The organism is Paraburkholderia aspalathi, from assembly GCF_900116445.1.
GTDB classification, from domain to species: domain Bacteria; phylum Pseudomonadota; class Gammaproteobacteria; order Burkholderiales; family Burkholderiaceae; genus Paraburkholderia; species Paraburkholderia aspalathi.
In genome coordinates, this window is record NZ_FPBH01000015.1 from 1 (window position 1) to 14,537 (window position 14,537).

The window sequence follows — 14,537 nt, forward strand, 5'->3', positions numbered from 1 at the left end:
GTCACGGGCCATATGCTCGAGCCGGCGCAACTCGGGCAAGGTATTGCGGTCGCCTTTGTGGCGACGTTGTACGGTCTCGCGTTGGCGAATCTGGTTTTTCTGCCCTTGTACGGAAAGATCAGGGCGCAGGTGGATAGCGAATTGCGCTTCAGACGTTTGTATCTCGATGGTTTGCTCGCGATTTCGCGCAAGGAGTCGCCCCATACGATCGAAACCCGGCTCGCGGGTGATGTCCGGGAGCGATCGGCGGAGTTGCTGGGGTAACCAGGGGTCGCCCTGGGGTTGCCCTGGGATTGCCTTGGGATAACTCGGGATAGCCGGCCTCGATCGGTTGGCGCTAGCGCGCGACGCGCCCATTCAAACGCAATTCGGAAGCACACGTTTCGAGCATGACAATCTCCTCGGGTAACAAGCGCCTTGCGGCGGACAAAGCCGGCTATCGGCACGACGATGACGACGGCGATGGCGAGGCGCAATCCGGGCGTTGGTTGATTTCCTACGCGGACCTCATCACCACGTTGATGGTGCTGTTCCTGGCGCTTTACGCGCTGCAGCTGGCGAAAAACCGGGAGCTCGAAGTCAGGATGCTGGAGCGCCGCGAGGTGAAAACGGCGACGGCTGCCGGCACCGCCCACGCGCCGGTGGCAGCAGTGCCGGGCGCACCGGAAGCCGCGAGACGGCAGCTTCTTGCCTTGCTGGCGCCGCTTCAGGACAACCGGCAGATCACGATTTCGAATGCATCACAGGGCGTGGAAATCGCCATCAACGCGAAAATTCTCTTCAACTCGGGCGACGCGCGCTTGTTGCCGGAGTCGTTCGGCGTCCTGGATCAGATCGCAGGGGTGCTGCGCGACCGATCGAAGAACAACATCCTCGTCGAGGGGCACACGGACAATGTGCCGATATCGACAGCGAAGTACGAGTCCAATTGGGAGCTGTCGTCGGCACGAGCCGGCGCCGTGGTTCGATTCTTTGCCGACAAGGGCATCGAAGCTCACAGAATGGCCGCCATTGGCAGGGCGGACAACTTCCCCCTGATCATCGGCGACGATGCCGCAGCGCGCGCCGCGAACCGCCGCGTCACCATCCTCGTGGCATATTGAGTCGCAAGCAGCGTGAGTACGCTGCGCGTCAACACGGATCTCTCTACGGTCCACATGAATCAAAACCGGCCATTTCTTGCCGCATCTTACTCAGCGCTGAACTAAGCCGGACACCGCGTGCTTCGCGAGCATCCAGGAGGCTATGCGACGCGCCAGGTACGAAGTTTTTTATCCACCGTCCGCAAAACCCCATCGTTTGAAACGCACCTTTTCGCCGCGTGACGCGCCACCAGCAAGGCGCTGCGTTTAGTGCGAGGCGAAGCGAGTGCATCGCTTACGCCACGCAAAAAAATTCGTGCGGCAGCCAGCCTGTCCCACGTTCAAGCGATTCATAAATCCTCCGTCAATCCCCGTAGTGCGGGCCAGCACACATAGCGATGCAGGTGCAGGCGCGTCAATCTCGCAACCTGTCCGCCAGAACGACCGCTTGCTGTCTCAAGCTTGCGACACACTGGTCCACGACCTGTAAAAGCTACTTTTGTGTGTTGAGACCCGGCATTTTTGACCTGGGCATTCGTCAAACCATTGCCAGTCATCGTGGCTGCGGGTTTCCCCACCCTCCAGAAATCACGCGTGGCGCATCGCGGCAACCCGCCGCCACGGCCGCTCACGGCGTATCAAACACGAATCATCGCGTGATGCGAACTCCCTTCTGCGGGCTGCACCGAATCGCTCATCACCGCCCAGCAAGGTTTTGAGGGCACATGGCACAGCGCGTGCAATAAGGGAGTCACAAAGCGAAACACGTTGCAGCCGGGAAGCAGCAAACGAGCAGAAGCAGCAGAAAAAAATCCCGGCAGCAGCAACAGTCTTCGTAGAACGCGTCGGGGAGTTCAACGCGCTTTACGGGGTGCGGCGGGGCCAACGAAAAACGGATGTCGATAAAGCACGGCGCGAACGATCGATACGGGGTATCGACGATTCGTGACCGGGACGACGTGAAGCGCTGACCTCGCCACTTTTTCCGTCTCTGTGGACGGACCTCAACGCCGCACCGGTGGACCTGTTTTCAGGCAACTGACGCGGCACAAATCGAAGTCAACTTTCACTCTTACGGGGGTTAGCATGAAGAACACGATCCAACAATTTCTGCGCGAAGAAGACGGTGTTGCAGCGATCGAATATGGCCTGCTGGCCGGGCTGATTGCGGTGGCGATCATTGCGATTGTGACGACAATGGGTACGAACCTGAAAGCAGTGTTCACCACCATTTCGAACAAGTTGGCCACTGCCGCCGCGGCCTGACGCACTTCGCAGCCTCAGGCGCAAAACCGATCGCCCGCCCTGTCTCGACGGTCCTTCGAGATAGGGTAGCGGCGGCTCGGTGCTTAAAAGAAGCGACTCCAGAAGGGCAATTCGATCCTTGAAACGGAGCAGACAATGAACGGGGTTCCTTTTCCGGTTGGACCGTGCGTAATGACGTTGGTGTTGCTGGTCGCCTTGTGGGACTTGCAAACGCGCCGGATTCCTAACTGGTTGGTAGCGACAGGATTGATCGTGGCGATACCCGTGCAGTGGTTTACGCAGGGCGGTATCGACGGGATGCAGATGTGGTTGGGCGGCATGCTCGTAGGTGGTGCGATATTTTTGCCGGGCTACGCGATGCGGCTGATGGGTGCGGGCGACGTGAAGCTGATGGCGGCGATCGGTGCTTTCTGCGGCGCTTACGGCGCACTCGAAATAGGTTTGGCGACCTGTGTGATTGGCGGAATCGGGTCGCTTGCAATATTGCTCCGGCGGCGCCAGATGCGCGTCGGACTGAGCGGGGTGGCGGCATTGCTGATCAGTTGCACGACGCCGGGAAACGGCACAAAGCAACGGCTGGGCAGTGTGGCTGAGAGTAGTGCGACGGGGACCATGCCGTACGGAGTGGCCATAGCAATAGGTAGCGCACTCGTGTTGTTCTACAGCGTGTGACGCAGACCCGCAGGCAAAAAATCGGGGGTTGAAAATGAAAAACGCGCGCGCTGTAACGATGCTGCTGATCGCGACGCTGGCCGGTCTCACCGCGGTGGTGTTTGCCTCGCGCTGGATGGCTTCGCAGGCGTCGAATGCCACGACCAGAATCGTGGTGGCCGCAACCGATATCAATCTCGGTCAGCGGATTGGACCAGACTTCCTCAAGGTCGCCGAATGGCCGTCGGACAGCGTGCCGCCCGGCGCGTTCACCGACGTCCGGAAACTCGACGGCCGCGTGATAAAGGAAAGCCTCTTGCACGGTGAACCGATTGTCGACGCGAAGCTGACACCGGTTGGCACGCTCGGCGGCCTGTCGGCAGTCATCGGCGAAGGCAAGCGGGCCATCACGGTGCGGGTGAACGACGTGATCGGCGTAGCGGGCTTCGCGCTGCCGGGTAACTACGTCGACATCATCGTCAACACGCAGAAAGACAATCGCGATCCCGGTACGCAGCGCGATCAGAACATTTCGAAGATCGTACTCGAAAAGATTCTCGTGCTGGCCGTCGCACAGGAAGTGGGCCGCGACGAAACCAAGCCGAAGGTGGTCGATGCGGTGACGCTCGAAGTGTCGCCGGAACAGGCCGAGAAAATCGACCTGGCGCGCAGCATCGGCACGCTCTCACTGGTGTTGCGCAACCAGATCGACCCGCAGGCGATCGACACCGCCGGCGCGACCAAGGCAACGCTGCTCAAGATGCCGGTTGCAGTAGTCGCCGCGTCTGAACCGAAACCGGTGCACATCGTACGGAAAGTGGCGGTGCGCGCGCCGGGCAACTGTGTCCGTGTGCTCGACGGCGCCGACGCAAGACAAGAATGCTTTTGACAGGCCTTAGCCTGCAAGCCGTGACCGATATGCGTGACTGACCTCCAAGTTCAGCGCGTCAAAAAAGCGGCACATAACGGGGGTAGGACATGAACGCCAGAACGAATCAGCGCGCTCGCGCGCCGCAGGACCCGCTTGGCCCAGGTGAATCACGCGGATTGCATTCGCGCTCACCTCGCGGCCGGACCCGGATCGCTGAAGCCTGCACCTGCGTGGTGGTCGGACTGTATCTGTCGATGCTACCGGTCGCGCAAGCGGCCGGACAGAATGCGGCCGCCAATGTGCCGGGTCTGCCGGATATGCCGCTCACCGTGGCGTCAAACGGAGCCGTGCATCTGACCATCGCGGCAACGGGCATGAGCGGCGGCGCCTCTTCCGGCGGCGCGGCGCAGGCCAGTCGCGGACCCAACTGCAGTGGCCCGGTTGCGGAACATACCTCAGTGACGATCCCGGTTGGCAAATCCGCGATGGTCGATGTGCGCGAACCCGTGCGCAGTCGCACCGTCGGCAATCCGTCAATCGTGCAGGCGATGCTGGTGTCGCCGCAAACGCTTTATCTGCTCGGCTCGGACGTCGGCACCACCAACATGATCGTGCAAGGCCGCAGCGGCTCCTGCACGATCATCGACGTGAGCGTCGGCGCGGACCCGGGCGGCCTGCAGCAGACGCTCGCCGCGCTGATGCCGGAGGAAACCGGCATCCAGGTCAAAACAGCCGCCGATACGCTGGTGCTGACCGGCACGGTCACCGATGCTGTGAAGGCCGAGCGCGTGATGGAACTGGCGCGCGCCTTCGTGGCCCGGCCGACCACCGCGTTGCAAGGCGGTGCGCAGATGGGAAGCGGTCCGTTGCCGATCGGTGCGGCGCCGCGCGCGATGGGCGCATCAGCGCCGGCGCCGGCGCTCGGTGGCGGGAGTGGCGAGCGCATCATCAACATGATGCATGTGGCTGCACCGCAGCAGGTCATGCTCGAAGTGAAGGTCGCCGAAGTCTCGAAGACGCTGATCGACCAACTCGGTGTCGCGGCCAACATCCAGGGCGGCATCGGCAGCTGGAGTTTCGGCTTGCTGGCGAATTACCTGTCTGGCGGGTTGAGCGCGCTGACTGCCTCGAAGGCGAACAATCTCCCGCTCAACCTCGCGGTCGATGCGCAGAAAACCGATCAGCTCGTGAAGATCCTCGCGGAGCCGAATCTGATGGCGATCAGCGGCCAGGAAGCGAGCTTTCTCGCGGGCGGCAAGGTCTACATTCCGGTACCGCAAAGCAACGGCGCTGGCGGCACGACGATCGTGTTGCAGGAAGAACAATACGGTGTCGGGCTAACCTTCACGCCGACGGTGCTCGAAGGTGGCCGTATCAATCTCAAGGTGTCGCCGGAAGTGTCAGAGCTGTCGTCGACCGGTGTGGTGGTCACCGCCGGCAACTCGAACACGACCTCGATTCTGCCTTTGATCACGACGCGGCGCGCCTCGACCACGCTGCAGGTGTTCGACGGTCAGAGCTTCGCGATCGGCGGTCTCCTGAAGAGCAACGTGACGGGCTCGATCAAAGGCCTGCCTGGCGCTGCTGAACTGCCGGTGCTCGGCGCGCTGTTTCGCAGCACCAGCTATGAACAGGACAAGACCGAACTGGTGTTCGTCGTGACACCGCGTCTCGCCAAGCCGCTGCCGCAGCACTATCCGCTGCCGACCGACGGTTTCAGCGACGCCAACGAAGGGAACGTGTATCTGACAGGCCATATGGAGGGCACGAAGCGCGCCGCGCCAGCAGCAGGGGCCACGGCACCGGTTGCACCGAATTCGCCGAACGCCCCCTCGACACCGGCCGCGCCTGACATGCCCGCGGCAATCAGCCAGACACCGGTCGTGACTACGCCTGTCGCAACGCCGGCTACGTCCACGCAACCGTTGCCACCCACGCAACCCAAGCCCGGCCAGGACGATCGTACGCCGGCTCCGGTGGCCGCGACCACCCCGGCCCGCTCATCGACGGCAACGGCTGGCGGCGCGTCGCAGCAACTCACCGCCGTGAAGCCCGACCCGGCCCACGACGCCGCTCTCGTCAGCCAGGCATCGGCGGCCGGCGCCGACTCACACGCCGCGCGCTGAATCGCGGCCCATCGGAGACCGACATGACATCCACCAAGACACTGATCCGCGCAGCCTTATGCGCCGGCCTGAGCGTTGCGCTCGCCGGTTGCCTGACTTCGACGCCGCACTGGGACGCGACGTTCGGCGACTCAGTCAACCAGATCAAGGAAATGCAGACACTCAACCCGCAAGCCTCGGCCAATACCGATCCGGTTGCGGGCATCGACGGTAATGCGGCGGCAGCGGCACAGAAGAGCTATGCCAAATCGTTCACGGCGCCGCCCCCACCGGCCAACAGCCTCACGATCGGCGTCGGCTCATCGAGCAGCTATTGAAACAGCGCGGCCAGGCGGCTCGGGCTCGAGCCAGCGGAGACACACCATGATCGACATTCTCCTGATTTCGTCCAGCGCGGAGCGCGCGCCGCACATCGCAGCGCGTCTCGAAGCTAGCGACGTTGCGTTCCGTCTGCGTACGCTGCACGGCACCGCGAAGCAGTTGCGCGTGCATGCCGCGGCGATCAAGAGCGCGGATCTGCTGATCGTCGACGATGCCGAGCTGACGCCACGCGAACTGGGTGGCGTGGAAGAGGCGCTGTCCCATACGCCGAATCTGCACTGCATGCTGGTGACGCCCGCACCGTCGACCACGCTCCTGATGGCGGCGATGCGCGTGGGCGTGCGGCACGTGCTTTCCTGGCCGCTCGACGAACGCGAAATCGGCGATGCGCTCGCGCATATCTCGGCGAAGAAAACCGCCGGCGTGCGGCGCGACGGCCGTGTGGTGTCATTCACATCGTGCAAGGGCGGCAGCGGCACCACGTTGATCGCCGTGAATCTCGCCTACACACTCGCCGCGTCGCGCGACAAACGCGTTCTGTTGATCGATCTGAACCAGCAGTTCGCCGACGCGAGCCTGCTGGTGGCCGACAAGCCGCCGCCCGCGACGCTGGCCGACCTGTGTGCGCAGATCGATCGCCTCGACGTGGCGCTCTTCGAAGCTTGCGTAATGCACGTGCACGCGAATCTCGACGTACTGGCCGGCGCGGGCGATCCGGTCAAATCGGGCGAGCTGCGAGCCGCGCATCTGGAGCGGATTCTGACGCTGGTGCGCGAGCAATACGATGCGGTGTTGATCGACGTCGGCCAGAACATCAATCCGTTGGCGATTCACGCGCTCGATCACAGCGACTCTATCTGGATGGTGGTGCGGCAGAACATCCTGTATCTGCATGCTGGCCGCCGCATGCTCGACATCTTCAAGGAGCTCGGTTATCCAGCGAGCAAGGTGAAGGTGATCGTCAACCAGTACGACAAAAAGGCGCGGATCGATCTCGCGACGCTCGAAGCAACGCTCAACGCGAAGATCGCACACCATCTGCCGCGCGACGAGAAACAGGCGACTGAAGCGCTGAACCATGGTGTGCCGCTGGTGACGTCGGCGAAAGGCAGTGCGCTTGCACACGGCATCACGCTACTGGCCGAGATGCTCTGGCCGCAGCCTGTCAGGTCGCGCAAGAGTGTGCTTGGGCGTCTGTTCGCAAGCAGGACGAATGCTTCTAATGCGTCGAATGCTTCGAAATCGCCGCCGCAACTGAAGGCCGGACATTGAACCTGGCAAGGTCCGACTGAGTCCGGTTGCCATCGAAAAGAAAAGCGGAGAGCACCATGTCATTGCGCGAACAGTTAATGATGCAAAACGTCACCATGCCGTTCGACGGCAGCAGCGGAAGCACCGCGGCAGCAGCGGGCGTTGCGGCCGAAAGCCTTGCGGCACGGCGCGCGTACCAGCAACTCAAGATGAACGTTCATCAGGCGATCATCGACCGGGTCGAACTCGACAAGCTGCAACGCCTGTCGCCCGAGCAGATCAAGCGCGAACTCGCGCAACTGGTGGAGCGGATCCTCGAGGAAGACAAGATTCCCATGAACGAGCTCGAGCGCCGCCGTCTCGCGCAGGACGTTCACGACGAAATGGTTGGGCTCGGCCCGCTCGAACCGCTGCTCAGCGACCCGACCGTCTCCGACATTCTCGTCAACACGTCGCAGCACGTGTACGTGGAGCGGCGTGGCCGCCTCGAACACACGGACGTGACCTTCTACGACGACGCGCATCTGATGAAGATCATCGAGCGCATCGTCTCGCGGGTGGGTCGCCGGATCGACGAATCCACGCCGATGGTCGACGCGCGTTTGCCCGACGGTTCTCGCGTCAACGCGATCATTCCGCCGTCGGCGATCGACGGTCCGCTGGTGTCGATTCGCCGCTTCGCCGTGAATCCGCTGACGGTTGCCGACATGATTGACAACCAGAGCTTTACGCCCGCGATGGCGCAATTGCTCGAAGCGCTCATCAAATCGAAGCTGAACGTACTGATTTCGGGCGGCACGGGCAGCGGGAAGACGACGTTGCTCAATCTGCTCTCCGGCTTCATTCCTGAAGATGAGCGCGTCGTTACGATCGAAGATGCCGCAGAGCTGCAGATGCGCCAGCAACACGTGCTGCGACTCGAGACGCGGCCACCGAATATCGAAGGCAAAGGTGAAATCTCGCAGCGCTCACTGGTACGCAACGCGTTGCGGATGCGCCCCGACCGCATCGTGCTCGGCGAAGTTCGCGGCGCCGAAGCGCTCGACATGCTGCATGCAATGAACACCGGCCACGAAGGATCAATGGCGACGCTGCACGCGAACACGCCACGCGATGCGTTGACGCGGCTCGAGAATATGGTGAGCATGGCGGGTCTGACGATGCCAATCAAGGCGGTGCGCCAGCAGATCGCATCGGCGATCACGGTAGTGGTGCAGGCCTCGCGTTTGACCGACGGCCGCCGCAAGCTGATGAGCATTCAGGAAATCACCGGCATGGAAGGCGACATCATCAACATGCAGGAAATCTTCACGTTCAAGCGGACCGGCGTCGACGAAAACGGCATGATCAAAGGGCATTTCTGCGCGACCGGCGTACGGCCGAAGTTCTGCGAGCGGCTGGCGGGTTTCGGCATTGCGTTGCCGGACCAGATGTTCGATCCGGCACGGCGCTTCGAGGTGTGAGCATGCCTAACACAATGGCTTCAGGGAGGCGGATATGAACACTTCGTTTATCGGTTTTGCGGTGCTGGCGTTTCTTGCGATCGTGCTGCTGATCGAAGCCGTCTATCTGTTCTGGAACAGTCGTCACGGCACGGCCGTGAAGCGCATGGACGAGCGCCTTCGCGCACTTTCGGCGGGCGGTAATGTCGGCAAAGAGCAAATGTCGATCCTCAAGCAGCGCCTCCTCAGCGAATCGCCGTTTGTCACGCGGCTACTGCTGCGTGTGCCGCGTGTACATACGCTGGACCGGCAGTTGCAGCAGGCAGGGATGCGCTGGTCAGTGGCGCGGTTTGCCACCTATACGCTGTTGTGTGCCGTCGCCGGCGCCGTGCTGGGTTTCCTGATGCAGGTGCCCGCCGTGGTGATGGCGGTTCTGGCAGGGGTGCTGAGCCTGCTGCCCATGATGATCCTGCGCCGCAAGCGCGCGAAGCGCGTGTTGCAACTCGAACGCCAGTTGCCCGACGCAGCCGACCTGATTGCTCGTGCACTGCGTGCGGGCCACTCGTTTCCTGCCGCGCTCGGCATGGTCGGCGAAGAACTGCCCGACCCGCTCGGAGGCGAATTCGCGCTGGCGTTCGACGAGATCAACTATGGCGTGTCGATGAACGACGCGCTCCTGAACATGGTGAATCGCGTACCGGTCGAAGATCTACGCTACTTCGTGATCGCCGTGCTGATTCAGCGTGAAGCGGGCGGCAATCTGGCGGAGATTCTCGGCTGCATCGCCGGCATCATTCGCGAGCGGTTGAAGCTGCTCGGCAAGGTGCGGGTGCTGTCGGCTGAAGGGCGGTTGTCGGCATGGGTGCTCGGCGTCCTGCCGTTCGCGATTCTCGGCCTGCTATCGGTCCTCAATCCAGGTTACATCACTGTGTTCTGGAAAGACCCGGCGGGTGTGCAACTCGCCGGTATCGCAATCACGATGATGCTGTTCGGCATCTTGTGGATGCGCAAAGTCGTGCGCATTCATATTTAGACCGCCGGTCCCAAAGATTCGGAAAGAGGAGCGCGGGTTCTGCCCGCAGACCATGAGAACAGAACAGATCGTTATGTTAGGGGTGATGTTCCTGATCGTGTTCGGTGCCGCGCTGAAAGCGATGATGCTGCTGAAATCCGATCCGGTGCAACAGCGCATCGAGAAGGTCGGACAGTCCGGCGCCACGAACCATGCCGATGCAGAAGACGAGTTCGGTGCAGAGAGGAGCTGGGTCGAAACCGTCACCAAGGTATCTGAGCGTGTCGCCAGGCTTTCGCTTCCGAAAGACGACTGGGACAAGTCGGCTCTGCGCCTGCGCTTTGCGAATGCGGGCATTCGCACGCCGTCCGCGCCGGCCATCTATTTCGCCGCAAAGACGCTGCTGGCGCTCGTTCTGCCGGTCGTCGCGCTGATCTTCCTCGCCAACAGTTTCGACGCTGACAAGCGGGTCTGGCTGTTGCTCGCGGAGTTGGGGGTGTCGGCGGTCGGTTTCTATTTGCCGAATCTGGTGCTCACGCGTCTGATCGAAACCCGCCAGCGCAAGCTGTTCGAAGACTTGCCCGACGCGCTCGATCTGATGACCGTGTGCGTGGAAGCGGGTCTCGGGCTCGACGCGGCGATGATGCGTGTTACTCAGGAAATCGGCGTCAAGAGTCACACGTTGCAGGACGAGTTCGAGATGGTGCTGCTGGAATTGCGTGCCGGATCGGGTCGCGACAAGGCGTTGCGCAATCTGTCGCTGCGCACCGGCGTGGATGATATCGACACACTCGCCGCAATGCTGATTCAGGCGGACCGCTTCGGCACTAGCGTCGGCGATTCGCTACGCGTTTATACCGACAACTTGCGCACCAAACGGCGCTTGCGCGCCGAAGAGCAGGCTGCGAAGATCGCATTAAAACTGCTCTTTCCTCTGATGTTTTTTATTTTTCCGACGCTTCTGGCCGTGCTGGTCGGTCCGTCGGCGATCCAGGTCGTGCGCCAGCTGTACCCGGCCATGGCTGGCATGTCGGGTGGTTGAGCGATCGAGCGCACCGTATCTACCGGGGAATTACATGTTCGCGTCGAGCCCGTTTCCTGAACTGCTTCGCCACGCCACTCACTGGCTGGGCGGCTACGCGCTCGCACTGGTGATGATGGCTGTGGGCGCGTCGCTAGAGCGGCGCTGGCCTGTCGAGTTGCTGCAATCGCGCGCCGGGATGCGCTTTAACCTCATCTACGCAGCGCTGTATATGGCGCTCGCAGAGACAATGCGGCCGCTGACAGCAGTGATCAGCGTCGCGGTGGTCAATGCGCTCGGTGGCGGCTGGGTCGTGCTTGCTTCGCAGGGGTGGAGCGCATTGGCCTCCATCGTGGTCGTGGTATTGACGATCGATCTGCTGGAATATGCATTTCACCGCCTGCAGCACGCGTGGCCCGTGCTTTGGAAGTTGCATTCGCTGCACCACAGTGCCGCTGATTTCAATGTCACGGTGACGTTCCGGCATCACTGGTTCGAAGTGTTCATCAAGGGCTGTCTGCTCTATCCGGTGGTCGGCGTGCTATTCAAAGTCGAGCCGTGGATTGTCGGCGTGAGTTCCATCGTGTTCATGTTCGGCAATTATTTTGCGCATATGAACCTGCGCGTCGACCTGGGCCGCTTCACGACCTGGGTCAACAATCCGCAGTATCACCGCTTGCATCATTCGATCCGCGCCGAGCACTTCGATCACAACTTCACACAACTGCTGCCGCTGTGGGACCACCTGTTCGGCACGTTATGGGTGCCTGCAAAGCACGAATGGCCCGCCACCGGTCTGGACGACGGCGCACAACCGCGTTCATTGCTGGGCGCGCTGAGCTGGCCGCTCCGCTCGCAGGCCGGCGGCAGCGCCGGATTGGACGGCGAGCGCATTGCAATCCTGAACAAGGAGGCGAAATGAAAGCCACTTGCAAAGTTACTCGTGCGGAATCCGCACGACGGGATACGCGCAAGCAGCGCGGCGTAGCGACGATTGAATTCGCATTGCTCGCGCCGGTGCTGTTCCTGCTGTTGTGCATTGCGATGGATCTGGGAGTTGCGCTGTGGGTCAACCTGACGATGCAGTACGCGGTGCGGGAAGGCGCGCGTTACTCGGTGACCGGTCAAAGCAACCTGGATCCGAACGCAACCAATCAGCAGCGCTATCTGGCGATCGTGCAGGAGATCAAGGACAGCTCGATGGGACTCTACACGCTCGTTTCGCCGAGCTATGTGATCACCATCAACGGCGCAGCCCAAACCTACAACACGCAGACCAGTTACAGCACTGGCATGTTCGGCAATCCGGGCGACATCGTCGTGTTGCAGATCAATTGCATCTGGCCGTTGCTGACACCGCTGGTCAAGCCGTTTTTTGCCAACGGCCAGTTCAGTTTCAGCGTCGCGGCGACGATGCGTAACGAGGGCTTCTGACATGCGCACCCGTTCTTCGCCAAGAGGCCGCCACGCAACCAGAGGCATCGTCAGCGTGGAAATGGCGCTGTTGCTGCCGATGCTGGTGGCGCTCGCATTGCCCGTCTACGACATCGCGCGCAACATTCAGGCGCAGATGATACTGATCAACGTAAGCCGCGAGGGTGCGAGCCTGTCGTCGCGCGCATCGCTCACGTATCCGATGCAGACCATCATGTCGTCGTTGACTTCGACCACTCCGCCGCTGGACATGAACGCGCACGGGATGATCTACATCACCGAAATCATGGGCAACAACAACTGCGACAGCAACGGCAATAACTGCACAGGCGTCGTGGTCGCCCAGTATCGCTGGAACGGCGGCAATTATTTCCCGGCGAGCCAACTGTGGAGTTGCGGCAACAGCGGCACACGCTGGGCGACGGACGGCAGCGGCAGTTGCAGCGGCATTCCGGCGGCGGGGGCCAAGTCGCCGGTGGTGAACCTGCTACAAGGCAAGCTTTCCGATGGCCAGATCGCCTATGCAGTCGAGACGTTTTATTTGCAAACACCGCTGCTTGGTTCACTGGATCTGGGCAACGGCGTCAAAACACCGGCGCTCTCGCCGAATCTCTATGCGATGACGGTGTTCTGATTCAAGCAGGTACTGACTCAAAATAATAAAGCGCAGGTCGGGGGATTCAATGAAAAGAATAGCGGCACATAAACGGCAAAAGGGATCGGTCAGCATCATCGTGGCGGTGTCGCTGATTGCGTTGCTGGGCATTCTCGGGCTCGCGGTGGACTCCGGTTTCGGCTACATGATCAAGGCGCGGCTCGACGCCGCTACCGACGGCGCGGTGATCGCCGCCGGCGAGGCAGTCACGCGCGGCAACAACCAGACAGAGCAGACCGCCAACGCGCAGCAAGCGGCAACGGCATTCTTCGCGGCAAATTATCCGGCGGGTTTTCTCGGCTCGACAGTGACGGCAGGAACGCCGTCAATCGTGTTCAACGCCGGTACGGTCACGATCGACATGGCGGCGCAGGCGAGCGTGCCAGTCACGTTCATGCAGACGCTCGGCTTCAAGGTGCTGAACGTGAGTGCCTCGTCGCAGGCGATCCGCAAGACGCTGGATATGGCGTTCGTGATCGATAACACCGGCTCGCTGAACACGTCCGGCGTGCCGGCTGCGGTGCGCTCGAATGCGGTTGCGTTCCTGAACAATTTCGATGTGACCAACGATCGCGTGGCGCTGATGCACTTCGCGTACGGCACCGTGGTGGATGTGCCGTTCAACGGCAATACACGCGGCTTCGATCGCACGGCGATGGACGCCGATATCAACAAATACACCTTCAACGGCAGCACCAATTCAGCTGAAGCGATCTGGAATGCGCGCAACCAGTTGAATACGGTGATCACGCAACCGTCCAGTCTGCGAGTGATCGTGTTCTTCTCGGACGGTGCACCGAATAGCTTCTCGTCGTTCTTCACGACGAATCAGAGCGGCTGCAATAACACGGCCGGTACGATCGCGAGCCCTGATAGCGCGGGGACGATGTCGGGCCTGTACAACATGAACGCGCTGAATCAGGCGCTGGGCTCGCCGTGCTTCCAGAGCAACGTGACGAAGCTCGTCACCGCCATGCCGAAGTGGTACAACGCGCACAACGTCAACGAACAGATCTTTCCGATCTGGCCCGTGACCGCACCGCGCGCTGTGCCGAATGGCAACATCACGTATGTGAACGTCAATCGCGCGTCGCGCAATCTGCTCGAAGCGATGGCGGCGCAGGCGCGTATTGAGGGCACGTATGTGTTCACACTCGGCTATGGACCCGAACTCGTCGCGCCGGCCGGCCCGGACAACGAACTGGGCGAGGATGTTCTCAAATGCATGGCCAACACGCCGGATTCTCTGCCACGTTGCTACAACCCGGCACAACCGGTCGGCGTGTTTTGCTACGCCGCGACACCGGCCGATCTGAAGCCGTGCTTTTCGCAACTGGCCTCGCAAATTCTCCGCATTTCCAAGTGAGCGCGCTATGACACCGACGACATCTTTGCAGGATCTGCC

General features: G+C 61.5%; 15 protein-coding genes. All 15 read left to right on the forward strand.

What is annotated here, in order from left to right:
- The coding region (locus tag BM438_RS22135; protein WP_208620689.1) for a MotA/TolQ/ExbB proton channel family protein at positions 1-264 on the forward strand (264 nt) is incomplete at its 5' end.
- Between the two features lie 125 nt (positions 265-389).
- A complete protein-coding gene (locus BM438_RS22140; RefSeq protein WP_093637808.1) occupies positions 390-1,103 on the forward strand; it encodes an OmpA family protein in 714 nt (237 codons plus the stop codon).
- 1,065 nt (positions 1,104-2,168) lie between these two features.
- Entirely contained in the window at positions 2,169-2,348 is a 180-nt protein-coding gene (locus tag BM438_RS22145) for a Flp family type IVb pilin (protein WP_093637811.1), read from the forward strand.
- A 135-nt stretch (positions 2,349-2,483) separates the two neighbouring features.
- Positions 2,484-3,020 carry an A24 family peptidase gene (locus BM438_RS22150; RefSeq protein ID WP_093637815.1) on the forward strand — a complete coding sequence of 179 codons (537 nt, stop codon included), beginning with the start codon at positions 2,484-2,486 and terminating at the stop codon, positions 3,018-3,020.
- Between the two features lie 34 nt (positions 3,021-3,054).
- Positions 3,055-3,888 (forward strand): Flp pilus assembly protein CpaB, encoded by an 834-nt coding sequence (cpaB, locus tag BM438_RS22155; RefSeq protein WP_093637818.1) that lies wholly within the window; start codon positions 3,055-3,057, stop codon positions 3,886-3,888.
- A gap of 89 nt (positions 3,889-3,977) precedes the next feature.
- Positions 3,978-5,996 carry a type II and III secretion system protein family protein gene (locus tag BM438_RS22160; RefSeq protein WP_244179430.1) on the forward strand — a complete coding sequence of 673 codons (2,019 nt, stop codon included), beginning with the start codon at positions 3,978-3,980 and terminating at the stop codon, positions 5,994-5,996.
- Between the two features lie 23 nt (positions 5,997-6,019).
- Positions 6,020-6,313 (forward strand): hypothetical protein, encoded by a 294-nt coding sequence (locus BM438_RS22165; protein ID WP_093637822.1) that lies wholly within the window; start codon positions 6,020-6,022, stop codon positions 6,311-6,313.
- 46 nt (positions 6,314-6,359) lie between these two features.
- Positions 6,360-7,589, forward strand: coding sequence for a CpaE/TadZ family protein (locus BM438_RS22170; protein ID WP_093637825.1), 1,230 nt, complete (start codon positions 6,360-6,362; stop codon positions 7,587-7,589).
- Positions 7,590-7,645: 56 nt separating this feature from the next.
- Positions 7,646-9,031 carry a TadA family conjugal transfer-associated ATPase gene (locus BM438_RS22175; protein WP_093637828.1) on the forward strand — a complete coding sequence of 462 codons (1,386 nt, stop codon included), beginning with the start codon at positions 7,646-7,648 and terminating at the stop codon, positions 9,029-9,031.
- 34 nt (positions 9,032-9,065) lie between these two features.
- Complete coding sequence (locus tag BM438_RS22180) at positions 9,066-10,043, forward strand: type II secretion system F family protein (RefSeq protein WP_093637831.1); 978 nt, start codon at positions 9,066-9,068, stop codon at positions 10,041-10,043.
- Between the two features lie 52 nt (positions 10,044-10,095).
- Positions 10,096-11,064 (forward strand): type II secretion system F family protein, encoded by a 969-nt coding sequence (locus BM438_RS22185; RefSeq protein ID WP_093637834.1) that lies wholly within the window; start codon positions 10,096-10,098, stop codon positions 11,062-11,064.
- A gap of 34 nt (positions 11,065-11,098) precedes the next feature.
- Entirely contained in the window at positions 11,099-11,965 is an 867-nt protein-coding gene (locus tag BM438_RS22190; protein WP_093637837.1) for a sterol desaturase family protein, read from the forward strand.
- A complete protein-coding gene (locus tag BM438_RS22195; protein WP_093637840.1) occupies positions 11,962-12,477 on the forward strand; it encodes a TadE/TadG family type IV pilus assembly protein in 516 nt (171 codons plus the stop codon). Before BM438_RS22190 ends, BM438_RS22195 begins: the two co-directional genes overlap by 4 nt.
- Before the next feature lies 1 nt (position 12,478).
- Positions 12,479-13,111 carry a TadE/TadG family type IV pilus assembly protein gene (locus tag BM438_RS22200; RefSeq protein ID WP_093637843.1) on the forward strand — a complete coding sequence of 211 codons (633 nt, stop codon included), beginning with the start codon at positions 12,479-12,481 and terminating at the stop codon, positions 13,109-13,111.
- A 49-nt stretch (positions 13,112-13,160) separates the two neighbouring features.
- On the forward strand, positions 13,161-14,498 hold the full coding sequence (locus BM438_RS22205; protein ID WP_093637846.1) for a vWA domain-containing protein: 1,338 nt from the start codon (positions 13,161-13,163) through the stop codon (positions 14,496-14,498).
- Positions 14,499-14,537: the final 39 nt, after the last annotated feature.

Coding starts and splice junctions, on each gene's coding strand:
- BM438_RS22180 (WP_093637831.1), top strand. CDS start 9,066: ATGAACACTTCGTTTATCGGTTTTGCGGTGCTGGCGTTTCTTGCGATC.
- BM438_RS22140 (WP_093637808.1), top strand. CDS start 390: ATGACAATCTCCTCGGGTAACAAGCGCCTTGCGGCGGACAAAGCCGGC.
- BM438_RS22175 (WP_093637828.1), top strand. CDS start 7,646: ATGTCATTGCGCGAACAGTTAATGATGCAAAACGTCACCATGCCGTTC.
- BM438_RS22165 (WP_093637822.1), top strand. CDS start 6,020: ATGACATCCACCAAGACACTGATCCGCGCAGCCTTATGCGCCGGCCTG.
- BM438_RS22205 (WP_093637846.1), top strand. CDS start 13,161: ATGAAAAGAATAGCGGCACATAAACGGCAAAAGGGATCGGTCAGCATC.
- BM438_RS22185 (WP_093637834.1), top strand. CDS start 10,096: ATGAGAACAGAACAGATCGTTATGTTAGGGGTGATGTTCCTGATCGTG.
- cpaB (WP_093637818.1), top strand. CDS start 3,055: ATGAAAAACGCGCGCGCTGTAACGATGCTGCTGATCGCGACGCTGGCC.
- BM438_RS22170 (WP_093637825.1), top strand. CDS start 6,360: ATGATCGACATTCTCCTGATTTCGTCCAGCGCGGAGCGCGCGCCGCAC.
- BM438_RS22150 (WP_093637815.1), top strand. CDS start 2,484: ATGAACGGGGTTCCTTTTCCGGTTGGACCGTGCGTAATGACGTTGGTG.
- BM438_RS22160 (WP_244179430.1), top strand. CDS start 3,978: ATGAACGCCAGAACGAATCAGCGCGCTCGCGCGCCGCAGGACCCGCTT.
- BM438_RS22145 (WP_093637811.1), top strand. CDS start 2,169: ATGAAGAACACGATCCAACAATTTCTGCGCGAAGAAGACGGTGTTGCA.
- BM438_RS22200 (WP_093637843.1), top strand. CDS start 12,479: ATGCGCACCCGTTCTTCGCCAAGAGGCCGCCACGCAACCAGAGGCATC.
- BM438_RS22190 (WP_093637837.1), top strand. CDS start 11,099: ATGTTCGCGTCGAGCCCGTTTCCTGAACTGCTTCGCCACGCCACTCAC.
- BM438_RS22195 (WP_093637840.1), top strand. CDS start 11,962: ATGAAAGCCACTTGCAAAGTTACTCGTGCGGAATCCGCACGACGGGAT.